This is a genomic window from Hansschlegelia beijingensis, from assembly GCF_045505405.1.
GTDB classification, from domain to species: domain Bacteria; phylum Pseudomonadota; class Alphaproteobacteria; order Rhizobiales; family Methylopilaceae; genus Methylopila; species Methylopila beijingensis_A.
On record NZ_JBJKEX010000044.1, the window covers coordinates 1 to 16761 of the forward strand.

General features: G+C 69.8%; 18 protein-coding genes and 1 pseudogene. 12 read left to right on the forward strand and 7 right to left on the reverse strand.

Features of this window, described 5'->3' with window-relative positions:
* The coding region (locus tag ACIKT0_RS04885) for a spermidine synthase (RefSeq protein ID WP_407104259.1) at positions 1-727 on the reverse strand (727 nt) is incomplete at its 3' end.
* Between the two features lie 311 nt (positions 728-1038).
* Between ACIKT0_RS04885 and ACIKT0_RS04890 the strand changes: the two genes are divergently transcribed.
* Both ACIKT0_RS04890 and ACIKT0_RS04895 read left to right on the forward strand, forming a co-directional pair.
* Positions 1039-2016: a catalase family peroxidase gene (locus ACIKT0_RS04890; RefSeq protein ID WP_407104260.1), complete on the forward strand. Its 978-nt coding sequence runs from the start codon at positions 1039-1041 to the stop codon at positions 2014-2016.
* Complete coding sequence (locus ACIKT0_RS04895; protein WP_407104261.1) at positions 2016-2582, forward strand: cytochrome b; 567 nt, start codon at positions 2016-2018, stop codon at positions 2580-2582. The genes ACIKT0_RS04890 and ACIKT0_RS04895 overlap by 1 nt, the downstream gene beginning before the upstream one ends.
* 37 nt (positions 2583-2619) lie before the next feature.
* Here ACIKT0_RS04895 and ACIKT0_RS04900 read toward each other — a convergent pair whose 3' ends face one another.
* The 3 genes from ACIKT0_RS04900 to ACIKT0_RS04910 form a co-directional block, all read right to left on the reverse strand.
* Positions 2620-3207, reverse strand: coding sequence for a DUF1989 domain-containing protein (locus ACIKT0_RS04900; protein WP_407104262.1), 588 nt, complete (start codon positions 3205-3207; stop codon positions 2620-2622).
* A complete protein-coding gene (gntA, locus tag ACIKT0_RS04905) occupies positions 3204-3887 on the reverse strand; it encodes a guanitoxin biosynthesis heme-dependent pre-guanitoxin N-hydroxylase GntA (RefSeq protein WP_407104263.1) in 684 nt (227 codons plus the stop codon). The genes ACIKT0_RS04900 and gntA overlap by 4 nt, the downstream gene beginning before the upstream one ends.
* A 150-nt stretch (positions 3888-4037) precedes the next feature.
* Positions 4038-4910 (reverse strand): LysR family transcriptional regulator, encoded by an 873-nt coding sequence (locus ACIKT0_RS04910; RefSeq protein ID WP_407104264.1) that lies wholly within the window; start codon positions 4908-4910, stop codon positions 4038-4040.
* Between the two features lie 166 nt (positions 4911-5076).
* Here ACIKT0_RS04910 and ACIKT0_RS04915 point away from each other — a divergent pair, with 166 nt between their 5' ends.
* The 7 genes from ACIKT0_RS04915 to ACIKT0_RS04945 all read left to right on the forward strand — a co-directional run bounded on the left by ACIKT0_RS04915 (position 5077) and on the right by ACIKT0_RS04945 (position 11798).
* A complete protein-coding gene (locus tag ACIKT0_RS04915; protein WP_407104265.1) occupies positions 5077-5925 on the forward strand; it encodes an oxidoreductase in 849 nt (282 codons plus the stop codon).
* Positions 5925-6224 (forward strand): EthD family reductase, encoded by a 300-nt coding sequence (locus ACIKT0_RS04920; RefSeq protein WP_407104266.1) that lies wholly within the window; start codon positions 5925-5927, stop codon positions 6222-6224. Before ACIKT0_RS04915 ends, ACIKT0_RS04920 begins: the two co-directional genes overlap by 1 nt.
* 35 nt (positions 6225-6259) lie before the next feature.
* Positions 6260-7147: an NAD(P)-dependent oxidoreductase gene (locus ACIKT0_RS04925; protein WP_407104267.1), complete on the forward strand. Its 888-nt coding sequence runs from the start codon at positions 6260-6262 to the stop codon at positions 7145-7147.
* A gap of 64 nt (positions 7148-7211) precedes the next feature.
* Complete coding sequence (locus ACIKT0_RS04930) at positions 7212-8258, forward strand: alpha/beta hydrolase (protein WP_407104268.1); 1047 nt, start codon at positions 7212-7214, stop codon at positions 8256-8258.
* Between the two features lie 321 nt (positions 8259-8579).
* Positions 8580-9326 carry an alpha/beta fold hydrolase gene (locus ACIKT0_RS04935; RefSeq protein WP_407104269.1) on the forward strand — a complete coding sequence of 249 codons (747 nt, stop codon included), beginning with the start codon at positions 8580-8582 and terminating at the stop codon, positions 9324-9326.
* A 185-nt stretch (positions 9327-9511) separates the two neighbouring features.
* Positions 9512-10417, forward strand: a complete 906-nt coding sequence (locus ACIKT0_RS04940) for an aldo/keto reductase (protein WP_407104270.1) — start codon at positions 9512-9514, stop codon at positions 10415-10417.
* 34 nt (positions 10418-10451) lie between these two features.
* Positions 10452-11798, forward strand: coding sequence for an NTP/NDP exchange transporter (locus ACIKT0_RS04945; RefSeq protein WP_407104271.1), 1347 nt, complete (start codon positions 10452-10454; stop codon positions 11796-11798).
* Positions 11799-11826: 28 nt separating this feature from the next.
* On the opposite strand, the gene ACIKT0_RS04950 is transcribed toward ACIKT0_RS04945, so the two are convergent.
* Positions 11827-12855 carry a substrate-binding domain-containing protein gene (locus ACIKT0_RS04950; RefSeq protein ID WP_407104272.1) on the reverse strand — a complete coding sequence of 343 codons (1029 nt, stop codon included), beginning with the start codon at positions 12853-12855 and terminating at the stop codon, positions 11827-11829.
* Positions 12856-12974: 119 nt separating this feature from the next.
* Between ACIKT0_RS04950 and ACIKT0_RS04955 the strand changes: the two genes are divergently transcribed.
* The gene (locus ACIKT0_RS04955; protein ID WP_407104273.1) at positions 12975-13751 is read left to right on the forward strand and encodes a hypothetical protein; all 777 of its coding nucleotides are present in this window, start codon (positions 12975-12977) and stop codon (positions 13749-13751) included.
* Positions 13739-14443: a GNAT family N-acetyltransferase gene (locus tag ACIKT0_RS04960; protein WP_407104274.1), complete on the forward strand. Its 705-nt coding sequence runs from the start codon at positions 13739-13741 to the stop codon at positions 14441-14443. Before ACIKT0_RS04955 ends, ACIKT0_RS04960 begins: the two co-directional genes overlap by 13 nt.
* A gap of 28 nt (positions 14444-14471) precedes the next feature.
* Here the strand turns inward: ACIKT0_RS04960 and ACIKT0_RS04965 are convergent, their stop codons facing one another.
* Entirely contained in the window at positions 14472-14966 is a 495-nt protein-coding gene (locus tag ACIKT0_RS04965) for an Hsp20/alpha crystallin family protein (RefSeq protein WP_407104275.1), read from the reverse strand.
* 96 nt (positions 14967-15062) lie between these two features.
* Positions 15063-16154 (reverse strand): annotated as a pseudogene (locus ACIKT0_RS04970) (L-serine ammonia-lyase); the annotation flags it as partial.
* Here ACIKT0_RS04970 and ACIKT0_RS04975 point away from each other — a divergent pair.
* Positions 16133-16630: a TSUP family transporter gene (locus ACIKT0_RS04975; protein WP_407104276.1), complete on the forward strand. Its 498-nt coding sequence runs from the start codon at positions 16133-16135 to the stop codon at positions 16628-16630. The pseudogene ACIKT0_RS04970 and the gene ACIKT0_RS04975 sit on opposite strands and share 22 nt — an antisense overlap.
* Positions 16631-16761: the final 131 nt, after the last annotated feature.

The window sequence follows — 16761 nt, forward strand, 5'->3', positions numbered from 1 at the left end:
CGATCTGCTCGCGACCAAGGCTCCGGCGAGGCTTCGGCTTGGCCGGGCGGCTCTCCGGAGCCTTGGTCGCGAGCCAGATCACGTGGCGGGCGCCCTTGCCGGGGCGGTGGGCGCGGACGCGGAGCTCCTCCACCGAGAAGCCCGACTTGAACAGCCGCCCGCCGAACGCCCTGTCCGGCCCCTGCGACCACACCGCGAGCACGCCGCCGCCTTTCAGCGCCCCGCGCGCCTCGCCGAGCCCTTCGGGGCCGTACAGCCCGTCGTTCGCGGCGCTGGTCATGGCCTCCGGCCCGTTGTCGACGTCGAGCAGGATGGCGTCATAGTCGCCGCGCGCCGCACGGATCACGGCGCCGACGTCTTCTTCGACGATCGTGACCCTCGGGTCGTCGAGGCTGTCACCGAAAAGCTCGGCCATCGGCCCGCGGGCCCAGGCGACAACCGCCGGCACCAGTTCGGCCACCACGACGGAGGCGCCGGACGGCAGCGCCTCCAGCGCGGCACGAAGCGTGAACCCCATGCCGAGGCCGCCGATCAGCAGGCGCGGTCGCGGCCGGTCCCTGATCCGCTCGCAGGCGAGAGTCGCGAGCGCCTTCTCGGAGCCGCTGAGGCGGCTGTTCATCAGCTCGGCGGCGCCGATCTTGATCGAGAACTCGTCGCCTCGCCGGGAGAGCTTGAGCTCGCCGCCGCCCGGCGCCTGCGCGGTGTCCAGGTGAATCCAGGGGATCATGGGCGTCTCGGGTCTCGGCGCATCCTGCCGCGCCGGGGATGCGGCGCTCGGGCGCCACCGCTTAGGATCGAAGACCGTGCGGGGTCAAATCAGGCGGGCGGCCGATGCGGCAGGCCGGTCACGGGCTTCACCGCTGCGGCGATTTGGTTTCCGGGGGACAGTAACGACGCCACCACCCCCGCCGTAGACGCCCGGTGACACGCCGGGCGCCACGCCCTTGCAAGCCCGCCTCACCTGGGACAGGGGGAACTCCATTGGCAGAGACACGCCGCCCACGCTCATTGCTCCTATCGCTTGCGACGATCGCCCTCGTGGTCGGCGGAAGCGCCGCCGCCTTCGCCTATACGGCCGGATGGCTTTCGCCCGGCAGGCTGACGCCGGACAAGGTGGTGGACGCCTTCGCGCCGCCCGGCGGCCCGGCGCTCGGCCACCGCCGCAACCACGCCAAGGGCATCTGCTTCACGGGCTTCTTCGAGGCGAACGGCGCCGGCGCGGAGCTTTCCAGGGCCCGGGTCTTCCAGGCCGGGCGCTATCCGGTCGTCGGCCGCTTCAACTTCGGCACGCCGGACCCGCACGCCCCGGACGCCACCGCCCGCGTGCGCGGCTTCAGCGTCAGGATCCAGACGCCGGACGGGCAGGAATGGCGCAGCGCCATGATCAGCGCGCCGTTCTTCCCGGTCTCGACGCCGCAGGATTTCTACCAGCTGCTGAAGCTGCTGGCGGCCAAGGACCCCGAGGCGATCAAGGCCTTCGCCGGCGCCCATCCCCGGTTCGCGGCTTTCGGCGCCTGGACGAAGTCCGCGCCATGGACCGGGAGCTACGCCGAGGAGCGCTACAACGGGCTGAACAGCTTCATCTTCACCGATGCGGGCGGCAAGGACCACGCCGTGCGCTGGTCGCTGATCCCCGAGGCGACGCCGACGCCTGCGCCCGCGGAGGAGCTCGCCAAGCGCGGGCCGGATTTCCTCGAGCAGGAGATCGCGCAGCGCATCGCGGCCGCGCCCGCGCGCTGGAAGCTCGTCGTCACGGTGGCCGACCCCGGCGATCCGACCGCTGACCCCAGCAAGCCTTGGCCCGAGGGACGCCGGACCGTGGAGGCCGGCACGCTCGTCGCCGACAAGGTCGAGCAGGAGGTCGACGGCCCGTGCCGCGACGTCAACTTCGACCCGACCGTGCTGCCCTCCGGCATCCGCACGTCGGACGATCCGTTCCCGGCCGCGCGTTCGGCAGCCTACGCCGTGTCCTTCGATCGTCGCACGGCCGAAGCCAAGCATTACGGAGCGCAGTGATGACCGCGATCGCCGAACCGAACGCCGTCTCCGTCGCCACGGGCCGCTTCACGCCGCTGCAGCGCCTGCTTCACTGGCTGATGGCGATCGGCATCCTGTCGATGCTGTTCATCGGCGTCGGCATGGTGTCGACCGTCTCGCAGGCGCATCTCACGCTGGTGTCGATCCACAAGCCGCTCGGTATCGCCTTGCTCGTCCTCGTGATCCTCCGCGTCGCGGTCCGTCTCACGCGCGGCGCGCCCGCTCTGCCGGCCGACCTGCCGGAGCCGATGAAGCTCGCCGCCCGGCTCTCGCACCTCGTCCTTTACGCACTGATGATCGCGATGCCGCTCATCGGCTGGGCGATGCTGTCTGCGGCGGATTATCCGGTGACGCTGTGGAGCGGCTTCAACCTGCCGCCAATCGTGTCGCCGAGCCGCGAGCTGCACGCGGCCTTGTGGAACGCCCACCGCGCGCTCGCCTTCGTGCTCTTCGCGCTGGTGCTGCTCCACCTCGCGGCGGCGCTGTTCCACGCGCTGGTGCGGCGCGACGGCGTGTTCCAGCAGATGGCCGGGGGCCGGAGCTGAGCGACGATGAGCGCGGGCGGCCCGTCGCCGCCTGCGATCATCCTTCGATCCGGTAGTGGATCGGCTTGAACGCGTAGTTGTTGGACTGCTCAGCCGAGCAGGCGGTCAGGCCTACGACGAGGTCCATCTCCGCCCGGAGCACGATCCGGTCGCCCGCCTTGCTCTTCGGCGGCAGCACCTTCAGCTCGCCCGTCGTCCCGTTCACGTCGACATGCATGAAGATGTTGAACGCGATCGGGATGCGGTCGGGGCCGATCCCCCAGGGCTCGAGCGCGGCGACCAGATTGCCGTGGCACCCGCGGTGCGGATGCTCGTGGCCGTAGATGATGCGGAAGGTGTCGGCGCTGCACGGCGTCAGCAGGAAATCATGGCGGCCGACCGTATCCTCGACGATCTCCAGCATGATCCGGCTGCGGTTCGAGTAGAGTGGGTCGCCGGTCGTCAGGAAGATCCGCGAAGCGTAGTCGAGCGAGCGACCCGACGAGATCGCCTCGTCGAGGTCCTCGCGCGCGAAGGCGACCAGATCTGAGACCTGCTCGCCTTCCGGGTCGATCACAGTCAGCGTCTGTCCACGGGCGAGCTCGAACGCGGCGCCGGACCGCGGCGGAATGATCTGGAGGCTCACGCCGCGTCCTTGCGACCGGAGGGCTGGAAGGGGCAGCGCCACGCGCCGCCGACCCGCCGCCCACTGTACTGGCGCGCCTCGCTGCTGTCGCCGAAGTCCGCGAGCATAGGGTTCGGCGCGCCGTCCAGTTCGGCGTCGCGCTTGCGGATCGCCGCCTGAAGGGCCTCGTAGCGCCCGTCCTCGCGCAGCTTGCGGAACTGGTCGTGGAGGTTGAACACCAGCGTCGGCCGCTCGAACCGCCGGGCCGCCCGGCTCGCGCCGTCGTGCAGCCCGATGACGAAGCAGGCTTCCTGCTTCAGGCTGAAGGCGAAAGCGGAGGAGTCCGGATCCTTCGAGACCCGGCTGTCCCAACGATAGCGCCTGGCGTCCAGCCGGTGCAGCGCGTCGAGGCGCGCCCACAGCGCGGTCTCGAACGCCTTCTCGGACAGGCCGAGCGGACCGTCGAAGGTCGCGACGAAGGTCGCGAACATCGGGGTCTCCTCGCCGTACCAGTCGATGAAATCGTAGAGCTCGCGCAGAAGATCCTCGTCGTCCTCGCCGCTCAGGAAGTCACGACCGATCCAGAAACGGGTCTGATCGCGCTTCAGCGCAGATTTGGCGCCGACACAGGGGAACTCACTCTTCTCGACGAAGTCCCGAAACTGCTCCACCGGGCGGGGAGCCGACGCAACATCCAGCATGCAAAGCCCTTGACTCGTGGACTCCGCCAACGGGCTCAGCCGGGATTCGTTCCGCAAGGGGTGCGGTGATGTGGTTGGACAAGGAAGGGCAGGGCGGGGCAATCGGGCCGTCGCCGAGATTTCGTACGGACGCGCGGCTCGCGATGGTCCTCAGTTCTCCCGGTCAAAACGCGCCTTCGCCAGGTGATCCGTCACCGCGGTGATGAAGGCGCGCAAGCGATTGAGCCGCTTCAGATCACGGTGATAGCCCATCCAGATCTCCCGCCCCGGCGGCTCTTCCGGAAGCTTCAGCCGGCGCAGGTCGGACATCTGGTCGCCGACCGGTCTGGGCAGAACGGCGATGCCGACGCCTTGCGCGCTCATTCGCCCCTGCACGTTGCGATTGTTCGACCGGAGGATCGCCCTTGCGTTCGGAAAACACTTTCCGAGCCATTCGATGTCCGGAAACTGGCCGGTCGACGTGTCATGGGTGATGAGCCGGAAGCCCGCGCCGTCTCCGAACACAGGCTCGGGCGCGTCCGCTGCGACATAGACCCCATAGGGCAGGCGCATCAGCCGGCGCTGCACCACGTCGGGCGGGTCGAACGGAACGATCCGGAAGGCGATGTCGGCCTCCCGCTGGGCCAGGCTGAAAAGGCGGGTGCCGGTCAGGATCTCGAGATCAACGTCCGGATAGGCTTTCGCGTAACTGTCGATGATCGGCGGCAATACATAGGCGCCGAACCAGTCGGCCGACGAGATGCGCAGGCTGCCCTGCAGCTTCTGCTCCTGCCCCGCAAGCCGCCTTTCCATGGCGAGGGCGCCTTCCTCCATCTGCTCGGCCAGCGGGATGATGGCGGCGCCTTCTTCGGTCGGCACGAAGCCGTCGGCCGTTCTTTGAAACAGCGTCTGCCCGGTCGCCTCCTCCAGCGCCCTGAGGCGCCGGCCGACCGTCGGATGGCTCAGTCGAAGCGCGCGCGCGGCGCCTCCCAGGGTGCCTGACCGCGCGATGGCCAGGAACACCCGAACGTCGCTCCACTCCATCCGAGGGGCCCCCACGAAACTGAACGGAGATTGTACGACATCGTCAGTTATCGAACAAACCTGACTGCTTAGGTTCCTCCGTAGCGGCGGGCCGACACCGCGGGCCGTCCGGACGGGAGCCGGTGCGGTCCAGCGCTCGTCCCATCCCAATGGAACGGAGAGCGCCATGAAAACCTGGCTGATCACAGGGTGTTCGACTGGCCTCGGCAGGCGGCTCGCCGAGGCGGTCGCGGGCCGGGGCGACCGCCTCGTCGCCACCGCGCGCAACGCCGAGACGCTGAGAGAGCTCTGCGAGCGCCACCCCGACACGGTGCGAGCCATCTCCCTCGACGTCACGCGCCCCGGCGACGCCGCAGCCGCGGTCGCGCTGGCCGAGAGCGCGTTCGGGGGCCTCGACGTCCTCGTCAACAACGCCGGCTTCGGCTTCATCGGCGCGATCGAGGAAGCGGAGCCGAGCGAATACCGGCCTCTGTTCGAGGCGAACGTCTTCGGCCTGATCGAGACGACCCGCGCGGCCTTGCCCGCGCTCCGCAAGCGGCGAGGCGCCTGCGTCGTGAACCTCTCCTCCGGGGCCGGCGTCGCCGGCGGCGCCGGCTCCGGCTTCTACAACGCGACCAAGTTCGCCGTGGAAGGCCTCTCGGAGGCGCTGGCGCAAGAGCTCCGCCCCCTGGGGTTGAACGTGATCATCGTCGAGCCCGGGCCTTTCCGCACCGAGTTCCTGGGTCGTTCGCTGGCCGTCGCGGCGCGCGAGATCCCCGTTTACGCGGAGACGTCGGGCAGGAGGCGGGAGTACCGCCAGACTAATGACGGCAGGCAGGCCGGCGACCCCGCCAAGGCCGTCGCCGTGATGCTGCGGGCGATCGACGCCGAGCGTCCGCCGCTGCACCTGCCGATCGGGCCCGTCGCGCACCGGATCGCCGAGGACAAGCTGGAGTCCTTCCGGGCCGACATCGACGCCTGGCGCGCCCTGTCGATCGCGACCGACTTCGACGCGGCGAGCCCGGGAGCCTCGTGATGATCACCATGTACGTGACCTATGCGGGCGACGCCGAAACGCCCTTCGACCGCGCGCACTGGATCAACGCCCATCTGCCGCTCGTGCAGGAATGCTGGGGCCCGTACGGGCTCGAGCGCGTGGCCGGCTTCTTCCCGCAGGGGAAGGGCGGCGGCCTGATCGCGATCGCGACCTGCGACTTCCGGGACCGGGCCGCCATGGATGCGGCGCTCGCCTCGCCCGAGACGGCCCGGGTCATGGCCGATGTCGATCTCGTCACCCCCGTCGAGCCGCAGCGCAGCCTGGCCGTCCCGCTCTGAGCGGCGGGCGACGCTTTCAGCGAAGGAGGAAGGATATGGAGATCGGCTTCATCGGCCTCGGTTCGATGGGCTCCGCCATGGCGAGGAACCTTGTCGCCGCGGGTCATCGCGTGCGGGCCTGGAACAGGTCGGGCGGCGCCATCGAGGGCGTCGCCATGCTGGGCGCTCCGGCCGAGGCATTCGACGCGGACGCGGTCATGACGATGCTCTCGGACGACGCCGCGATCCGCAGCGTGATCCTCGACGCCGGCGTGCTGGCAGCCGCGCGCCCCGGGCTGACCAACGTGGTCTGCTCGACCATCTCGGTCGCGTTCGCCCGAGAGCTTGCCGCGGCCCATGAAAGGGCCGGGATCGGCTTCGTTTCGGCGCCCGTGCTCGGCCGCCCGGACGTCGCCGCGAAGGGCGGCCTGAACGTCCTCGTCGGCGGCGCGCCGGCGGCGATCGACCATGTGCGGCCGCTGCTCGAGGCGATAGGCAGCCGGATATGGCCGCTGGGCGACGAGGCGGCCGCGGCGAACGCCGCAAAGATCGCGGTCAACATGATGATCGCCATGGCGATCGAGGCCATGGCGGAGGCCGTGGTGCTGACGGAGGCTAACGGCCTGCCGCGAGCCGCCTTCTTCGAGCTGATCCTAGGCACGCTGTTCGGCAGCCGGCCTTACCAGAGCTACTCCGCCAACATCGCCGCGGGATCGTACGCGCCCGGCTTCAAGGCGGAGCTGGGCCTCAAGGATCTTCGCCTGGCCAGGGAGGCGGCGGGTTCGGCCGGCCGCACGCTGCCGATGCTCGACGCCGCTCACGCGAGGATGGCCGAGGCGGTCGCCGCCGGCTGGGGTCAGCTGGATTGGTCGGCGATCGCGAAGTTCACGCTCGAAAGCGGAAGCCGCCTCGGGAGCGCTCCGGCGGAGCGTCTTTCGGCTTAGCGAGCGACCGCCGCGAAAAGGTCCCGATCGCCGCCGGGACGAGCGCCTTCCGAGGAGTGTGGCCATGAGCTTCTGGAACGACACGCCTGCAAGAACCGTCCCGCGCGGACATTTCTGGATCGCCGGAGACCGCGTCGAGCTGGCCGGCAAGACCTATCAGCGGGGGCCGCTGTTCGCCGAGTGGGAGACCCCGGAGCAGGTCACCCGACCCTGGCCGATCGTGCTGGTGCATGGCGGCGGCTTTCAGGGAACGGAATGGCTCGACACGCCGGACGGGCGGCCGGGCTGGGCGCAGCGGCTGGTCGAGGCCGGCTACGCCGTGGTGATCGTCGACCGGCCGGGCCATGGCCGTTCGCCGTTTCATGTCGACACGATGGGACCAATGGGCCCGCCGTTCTCCTACGAAGGCGGCCGCGACATCTACTTCCCTTCGAGCTGCGCCGAACGGCACACGCAATGGCCGTTCGCGCCGGACGACGAGCGCGCGATGGACGAGTTCATCGCCGGGTACGGGCCGCTGCCGGCCGACCTCGCCCTGTCGGAAGACATCGAGGCCGATCGCCTCGCCAGGCTCCTGGACCGGATCGGCCCCGCCATCCTGCTGACCCACTCCGCTTCCGGGCCGGTCGGCTGGCTGGTCGCGGACCGTCGGCCGGGGCTGGTGAAGGCGATCGTCGCGGTCGAGCCGATGGGCCCTCCGTTCGCGGACATCCCCAATATCGGGACGCTGACATGGGGCCTGACGGCGCCGCCCCTGTCATGGGAGCCGCCGGCGAAGACGCCTGCGGAGCTGCGTGAGGCGCCGCTCGGGAGTCGCACGCTGCCGTCTCTCACCGGCTTGCCGATCGTGGCCGTGACGGCCGAGGCGTCGGCGTTCGCCGCCGCCAGTCCGCCGGCGATCGAGCAGCTGAAGGCGGCGGGAGCGGCCGCCGAGCTTCTCCATCTCCCCGACCATGGAGTCCGCGGGAACGGCCACGGGCTCATCTACGAGAAGAATTCCGACGAGGCGCTCGCTCCGGTGCTCGCGTGGCTCGATCGGACCCTCTGCGACAGAACTTCGCCGCCTGACGCGGCGGACGCTGCGGCGCAGCCGCCCTCGCGCTGCTCGTAGCCAACGACGCGCCGGAGACGCGAGCGCGCGCCGGCTGCGCCTTCTCGACCTCAAGACCTGTCGAAAGGATCAGGACATGATTTCCTCCATCTTCAAACGCCTGGCGCTGGCCCTTGTGCTTGTGAGCGCCCATCAGGCCGCGCCGCAGGCCGCTGTTCCGGACCCGGTCGAGCAGGCGCAGCCCGCGGCCGAGGAATTTCCCGTGCCGGAGGGGTTCACCTCGGGCTTCCGGGAGGTGGACGGGGTGAAGCTGCACTACGTCCAGGGCGGGTCGGGCCCGCTCGTCCTGCTGGTCCACGGCTTTGGACAGGCCTGGTACGAGTGGCGCCAGCTCATGCCCCTGCTGGAGAGACGCACACCGTCGTCGCCGTGGATCTGCCCGCGCTCGGTCTGTCGGAGCCGCCGAAGTCCTATGCGGGACAGGACGTGGCCGTGCTGCTCCACAAGTTCGCCAAGAGCTTCAGCCCGAGCGAGCCGTTCGATCTGGTCGCGCACGACATAGGCATCTGGAACACCTTTCCCATGGCCGTGCAGCACCAGGGCGACATTCGCCGGCTCGTCTACATGGAGGCGCCGATCCCGGATCAGCGGCTCTACCAGTTTCCCGCCTTCACGCCCGACGGTGAATCGCTGGTCTGGCACTTCAGCTTCTTCGCCGCCGGCGACCTGTTGCCCGAGCGACTGGTGACGGGCAAGGAGCGCTTCTTCCTCGAGCACTTCATCAGTCAGCACGCCACGAACAGGCAGGCGTTCACGCCGGAGCTTTTCGATCTCTACGGCCGCTCCTACGCGAAGCCGCGGACGCTTCACGGCAGCTTCGAATACTACCGCGCGCTCAACGAGACGGCGCGCCGCAACGCGCCGCTCGCCGCCACCAAGCTGACCATGCCGGTGCTCGCGATCGGCGGGGGCGGCCATGGCGGACTGGGCGCGCTGCAGGGCGACCAGACCCGCGAATACGCCACGAATGTGCGCGCGGAGGTCCTGCCCGGCTGCGGCCACTGGCTGCCGGAGGAGTGCGCCGGGACGCTCAACCCGATGGTGGTCGGGTTCCTGGCGGCGAAGTGACTCCTCGCGGGCGGCAGGTCCGGATCGAGACCCGGACGAGGGGGCGGCGGCGAAAGGCGGAGCGGCTGGTCGCCGCGCTCCCGAAACAGGGCCTCATCATGAAGTGAACGGCGCCCCGGCGTCATCGCGCCGCCGCCGCCCTAGGTGTGGCGGCGGATCGCGAGGCTTCGGAAGGAGGCGGACGGATGATGACGAGGCGCTACGTTCTGCAGGCGGGGGCGGCCGGCGCGGCGCTGCTGGCCGCCGGCCCGGCTTTCGCGGAGGCTGCGATGGAGATGCGGGCGATCCCCTCCACCGGCGAGAAGATCCCGGTGATCGGCATGGGCACCTCGGGCAGTTTCGAGGTCGCGGCCGGATCGGACGAATACAAGCAGCTTCAGGAGGTTGTCCGGATCTTCTTCGCCGGCGGCGGAACCGTGATCGACACCGCGCCGACCTACTCCAACGCGGAGGATATCCTCGGCGCGATCCTGGCCGAGCAGGGGCTGCGGCCGAAATGCTGGCTCGCGACCAAGCTGTCCGGCGTGAGGGGGCGTGACGAAGGGCTGGAGCAGTTCGAATCCACGCTGAAACGGCTGAAGACCGACAAGGTCGAGCTGCTGCAGGTCCACAATCTGCGCGACGTCGAGACCCAGCTCGCACTGGCGCGCGAGCTCAAGAAGGAGGGCAAGGTCCGCTATGTCGGCCTGACGCACTATCTCGAATCCGCGCAGGACGAGCTTGCGGAGCTGATGCGCCGGCACAAGCCGGATTTCCTCCAGATCAACTATTCCGTCGGGGCCCGGGGCGCCGAGAAGCGCGTCCTGCCCGAGGCGCGCGAGCTCGGGGTCGCGGTGATGATCAACCGGGCCTTCGAAGACGGCAGGCTGTTCTCTCAGGTGAAGGGCAAGGAGCTTCCGGGCTGGGCGAAGGAGGCCGGGATCGGCTCCTGGGCGCAGGCCTTCCTGAAATTCGCGCTCAGCGACCCCGCCGTGACGGTGGTCATCCCGGCGACCGGCAAGCCGAACCGGCAGGCAGACAATCTGCAGGCGGGCAGGGGACCGACGCTCGACGCGAAGCAGCGCCAGTCGCTGATCGAGGCGGTGGGTTGATTCCGAGGCCGCGCGGCGCCGCGGCGGCGATGCGATGACGGCGGCAGCCGCGCCTGAGGCGCGCAACCCGTTCGCGCGCTTCATCGAGGTGCGGTCGGGCGAGGGCGCGCTCGTCGTCTGGGGCGGGCTCTACATCTTCGCCCTGATGGCGGCCTACTACGTGTTGCGGCCGATCCGCGACAACATGGGCGTCGAGGGCGGGATCGAGAACCTGCCCTGGCTTTTCACCGCGACTCTCGTGGTGATGATCGCGATCAATCCCCTCTACGCCTCGCTGGTGCGGGCGCTGCCGAGCCGGGTGTTCATCCCCATCGTCTATCTGTTCTTCGCCGCCAATCTCGGCGTGTTCGGCGCGCTGATGACGCGCACCACCGGCGAGGCCCATCTGTGGCTCGGCCGCGCCTTCTTCATCTGGCTGTCGGTGTTCAACCTGTTCGTGGTGTCCGTGTTCTGGACGCTGATGGTCGATCTGCTCGACTCGGCCCAGGCGAAGCGGCTGTTCGGGCTGTTTTCGGCCGCCGCCACCCTCGGCGCGACGTTGGGCTCGACCATCGCGGCGAGCCTCGCCAGGACGCTCAGCCCCGGCATGATGCTCCTGATCGCGGCCCTGCTGCTCGTCTTCGCCGCCGCCTGCGTGCTGCGCATCTTCCGCCTCGCGCGCGATCTGCCGGAGAAGCCGCGGGCGGCGGTCGAGTCGAAGCCGATCGGCGGCGGGGTGCTGTCGGGTCTCGCGCATGTCGCGCGCTCCCCCTACCTGATCAATATCGGCCTTTACATCCTGCTCTACGCGACGACGTCGACCTTCCTGTATTTTCAGCAGGCGGCGCTCGCGAAGGCCTACTTCCCCGACGGCGGCAGCCGCACGGCCTTCTTCGCCTCCGTGGACCTCGCGGTGAACGTGCTGACGCTCGCGGTTCAGCTGTTCCTGACGGCGCGCGTCCTGCAGACGTTCGGAACGGCGCGCGCCGCGGCTTTCCTGCCGCTGCTCACGCTGATCGGCTTCGCGATCTTCGCGATCTGGCCGACGATCGGCGTGCTGGTCGCCTTCCAGGTGCTGCGGCGCGTCGGCAATTTCGGCCTCGCCAAGCCGACGCGCGAAGTGCTGTTCACGGTGCTTGACCGTGAGGACAAGTACAAGGCGAAGAACGTCGTCGACACGGTGGTCTACCGCCTCGGCGACCAGGTCGGCAGCTGGTCCTACGCCCTGCTCGCGTTGATGGGGCTCGGGACCGTCGGCGTATCGATCGCGGCCGTCCCGATCGCCGCGCTCTGGCTCGCCAATGGCTGGTGGCTCGGAACCCGCCACGACGCGATGGCCGCGGAACGCAGACACGACGCCGACGAGCCCGAGCCGCAGGGCGCCCCGGCCGTCGTCACCTAGGCGGCGTGACAAGAGGCGTCGCCCTGGTTCATCCCGCCTGCGGCGGCGTCCGGTAGCCCGGCGTCGCCGCCGCTCTAGCGGAGACCTCGGCGATGAGGTCGTCGAGCGCGTCTTCCGGCAGCGTCGCGATGCTGGCGAGATAGTAGGTCTCCCAGCCGAGCGGCAGAAACTCCAGGCCGAAACGCTCCGCCGCGCTGCGCGCCGCCAGGCCGGCGTCGGCGGCGCCCGAGGCGATCACCGCCGCTACGGCGTAGTGGGTGAACTCCTCCAGCTCATAGCCCGCGATGTCCGAGGGCTTGAGCCGGGCGTCCCCCAGCATCTGGTCGAACCAGATCCGCGTTCCGGAGCCCGGCTGGCGGTTGACGTAGCGGACGCGTCCGCCGGCGAGATCGGCGAGCGCCGCGACCCCCAGCGGGTTGCCCCGCGCGAGCAGCAGCCCCTGCTCCCGCATGAACAGCGGACGCACCACGAAGCCGGGGTTCTTCATGATGTCGGCGAAGGGCGGCCCGGCGTCGGCCGGCTCGACCGGGCCGCAGTGAAACCCTGCTGCGTCGGCGCGCCCCTGCACGAGGCGCATGAGCGCCTCGCCGCTCCCCACCACCGCCACATCCGAGAGCCCGAGGGCTGAGAGCGCCTCCATGAACAGGAGGTCGTGGCTGACGGCCAATGTCAGCTGGTGCGTGCCCTCCGCCAGGACGCCCGCGATGCTCCGGCTCAGGGCGCGAGTCTCGCGCGCGAGCGGAGCCTCAAGCGCTGAGGCGGCTCGGGCGAGCGCCTCGTGCAGGGCCCTGCCAACGTCGGTCAAGCCGGTGCCGTGACCGCGGATCTTCTTGACCAGCGGCCGGCCGGCCGCGGCCTCGCATTCCTTCAGCCGCGCCCACGCGGCCCGGTAGGACAGGCCCTGCCACTCGGCGACGCCCTGCACCGAGCCGGTGGCCATGACGGCGTCGAGCAGGTCCTTCAGCTCGGCGATCGCGATCCGTTGCCCGCCGATCCGGATGGCGCCGCCGAGATGGAGGGCCACGGAGACCGGCGCTGCATCGGATGTCTTCTTCATATTGAGCCGCCCGTAACGTTCGATTAGGTGCTTGTGGTGGTTAAGCTGCTCGTGTTGCCGAGCAATGAAGAACGGGCGGAGAAGCGCGCGCGCGCCTCGCGTCGCGAGATGTGCGGATCATGGACAGAGCGCCGGCGGCTGATCTCGATGCACAGACTGTAGGGCTGACAGGGCCGGCCGTCGACGACGGCTGGCTGGCGCGCGTCCGCCCCGAGCCCGTCGCGAGGCTTGAGCCGCCGCTCCCCCGCACATACTGGTCTGCGCTTCCCAACCGATGGATCCTCGAGGGCGGGCTGAGGGCGTTCCGCGAGGATCTCGCCTGCGCCGGGCGTTCGACCGCGGCGCTGAAGCTCCTGGCGGTCGTCGCCATCGCGGCGGACAGCGAGCGATTCAGGGCGCCGGACCGCGCGTTCGCCGCGCAGATCACGCATGACGAGCTCTACGCGCTCGCCGGCCTGTCCCGCCCGCTGGTCGTCGCCGCCAAGAAGTTCCTGTCGGCCCGGGGGCTTGTCGAAACAGACCAGGACGCCTCGACGGGCCGGACGATCTATCTTCTCCAGGGCTGGGGCTCGACGTTCGGCAGCATCCATCACGCGGGGACGCCCGCTCGCGAGTCGATCTTCGGCATCGCCAGCCTTCGGAAGCTGTCATGCCGGCAGGCGAACACCCTCCGTGCGATGAAGGTCTACATGCTGCTGAGCGCGCTTCGCCGGGGGGAGGTGGACAGCGTCGTCACGAGCCGTGCCGAGATCGTCGACCTCACGGGCCTTCGCGAGGGCCATGTCGAGAGCTCCCTGGCCGAGCTCAAGAAACGCAATATGATCACGATGGACCTTCGCTCGGCGCGGGTCAGCGCCGACGCGGGCCGCTTCACGCTGCGCACATGCCCGTTGTGAACAGGGCGCCGCAGCGCAGGCAGCCGGTTCCGGATACGCCGGCTCGCAGGCCGTCTCCGTCCGCGCTGTCGGGGCGCTACGTCCGCATCGGGCCGACTGTCCCGAGACGCGACGCGGCGGACCTCTTTCCGGAGGTCAGCGGGCCCGCGGCCGAGCCGCTGTTCAGATATCTCCCCTCGGGGCCGTTCCCGGACGAAGCCGCGCTGCAGGCCGACATCGCGGCGGCGTCCGCCTCGCTGTCGACCGTGACCCTGGCGATCCGCGACTCCGCCACCGGCCGGACCGTCGGGCGAGCCTCCTATGTGCGGATAGAGCCGGATCATCGCTCGATCGGGATCGGCGGCGTCCTGTTCACGCCGGCGCTCGCCCGCACCTCCGGCGCCACCGAGGCCATGTATCTGATGGCCCGCCACGTCTTCGAGGATCTGGGCTACCGGCGCTACGAGTGGACCTGCGACGCCCTGAACACGGCCGCCCGGGACGCCGCGCTTCGCTTCGGCTTCCGTCCCGAGGGCGTGTTCAGGAAGAACGTGATCGTCAGGGGACGCAGCCGCGACACCGCGGTGTTCGCGATCGTCGACGACGAATGGCCACGCGTCAGGGCGGCCTTCCAGGCATGGCTCGATCCGACGAACTTCGACACAAGCGGCGTTCAGATCGCAAGGCTCGGCGAGATCAGGGAGAGGCTCTGACCGGCGCGCAAAGGCGGGCGACACCCGGTCAGCTGGCGGCCTTGACCTCAATCTTCTGCGGCTCCTTGGCCTCGCTGGTCTTCGGGAGCCGGATGGTCAGCACCCCGTTGCGGTGATCAGCCTCGATCCCGCTGGCGTCGACATCGTCCGGCAGCCGGAAACTGCGGCGGAAGGAGCCGAAGGACCGCTCCGAGAACTGCAGACCGGCCTCGTTCTTGTCGATCTCCCGCTTCTTCTCTCCCTTGAGGACCAGCATCCCTCCGGAGACCGAGACGTCGATCTGGGAGGGGTCGAGCCCCGGAACCTCCGCGGTCAGCTTGTACTCGTCCTTGGTCTCGGCGACCTCTATGGCCGGCGCGAAGACCGGGTGGCCGAACGCGCCTTCGAAGAAGCGCTCGACCGCCGGCAGCTCCATCGCGGAGCCCATCCGGTCGAGCAGCCGGTCGAAATCGCGCAGCAGGCTTCGGCGGCTCGACGCAGGGGCCAACTGAGACATCGTCGTCTCGACAAGTTCCTTTGACATGGCTTCGCCTCGCATCCGCGGCCCGGGAAGGCCGCTCGTACGCAATTGAGGCTGGTCCCCGGGGCGCCTGCCTTGATCTGCCGCAATGGGCGCGGCTCAGCACTCCGGCAGGTTGACTGCGAGGCCTCCGGTCGAGGTCTCCTTGTAGCGGAGGCTCATGTCGTGCCCGGTCTGCCGCATGGTCTCGATGCAGGCGTCGAGCGGGATGATGTGGGAGCCGTCGCCGCGTAGCGCGAGCGAGGCCGCCGCCACGGCCTTCACGGCGCCGATGCCGTTTCGCTCGATGCAGGGAACCTGCACGAGACCACGCACCGGGTCGCAGGTCATGCCGAGATGGTGTTCGAGCGCGATTTCGGCGGCGTTCTCGATCTGGTCGTTGCTGCCGCCGAGCGCGGCGCAGAGGCCGGCGGCGGCCATCGCGGCGGCCGAGCCGACCTCACCCTGGCAGCCCACCTCGGCGCCGGAGATCGACGCGTTGGTCTTGATGATCCCGCCGATCGCCGCCGCCACGAGAAGGAAGTCGCGCACGCCCTGCGCGGTCGCCCCGACGCAGTGGTCGCGATAGTAGCGGATGACGGCCGGCGTGACGCCAGCGGCGCCGTTGGTCGGCGCGGTGACGATGCGGCCGCCCGCGGCGTTCTCCTCGTTCACCGCCATCGCGTAGACCAGCAGCCATTCGGTGGCGCTGTGCGGCTGCGCGCTGTTGCTGCCCCTTTCGGCGAGCAGCGACTGGTGGATCGCGCGGGCGCGGCGCCGGACGTTCAGGCCGCCGGGCAGCACGCCTTCGGTTGCGAGGCCGCGGTCGATGCACTGGTCCATGACCGACCAGATCCGGTCGAGCCCGGCGTCGAGATCGCGATGACCGGCGGCCATCTCGTTGGCGCGCTTCATAGCGGCGACGCCGAGGCCGGACGCATCGCCCATCTTGAGCATCTCCGCCGCGGTGGCGAACGGGTAGGGGCGGCTCGCGCGAGCGTCGTCGCCCTCGATCTTGGCCTGACCGATCTCGCGGTCGGTCATCACGAAGCCGCCGCCGATCGAATAGTATGTCTGCGCGAGACAGAGGCCGCCGGCGGCGTCGAAGGCGCGGAACACAAGGCCGTTGGCGTGGCCGGGCAGGGGCGGGCCGTAATCGAAGATCACGTCGCGCCGCGGGTCGAGTTTTGATGCGGGTGGGGCTGCCCTTCCTGCTGATCGCGGTCGCGCTCTACTTCGCCTTCGGCCCCCGGATGTCGGACATCGACGTGTCGGCCCGTCTGTCGCCGCGCGCCTTCGCGCTGTGCGCGGCGTTCCCCATCGGGTTCTACGACGGTCTGTTCGGCCCCGGCGCCGGATCCTTCTTCATGATCGCGATCGTCGCTCTTGCGGGTCTCGGGGCCCTTCGCGCCGTGGCGCGGACCAAGCTCCTCAACCTCGCCTCCAATATCGCGAGCCTGCTCGTCTTTCTGGCCGCCGGCACCATCGTCTGGACGGCCGGACTGGCCATGGCGGCCGGCGCCTTCGTGGGCGCGCGCCTCGGCTCGGCGCTGGCGCTGAAGCATGGCGTCGGGCTGGTGAGGCCCCTGCTTGTCGTCGTCGCGCTTGCGCTCGCGCTCAGGCTCATGTTGGATTCGAGCCACCCGGTCGGGGCGGCCCTCGCCGCCATGCTCGGCGCGCCGTCCTGAACCGACGGCCGCCGGTGGCCGAAAGGAAGGCGTCACATCCCGTGAAGACCCTTCGCCCAGGGTTCCAGATCATCGTCGGCCTCGCGGGCGTCCTGCTCGCCGCGCCGGCCGGCGCGGCCCAGACCGGCGGC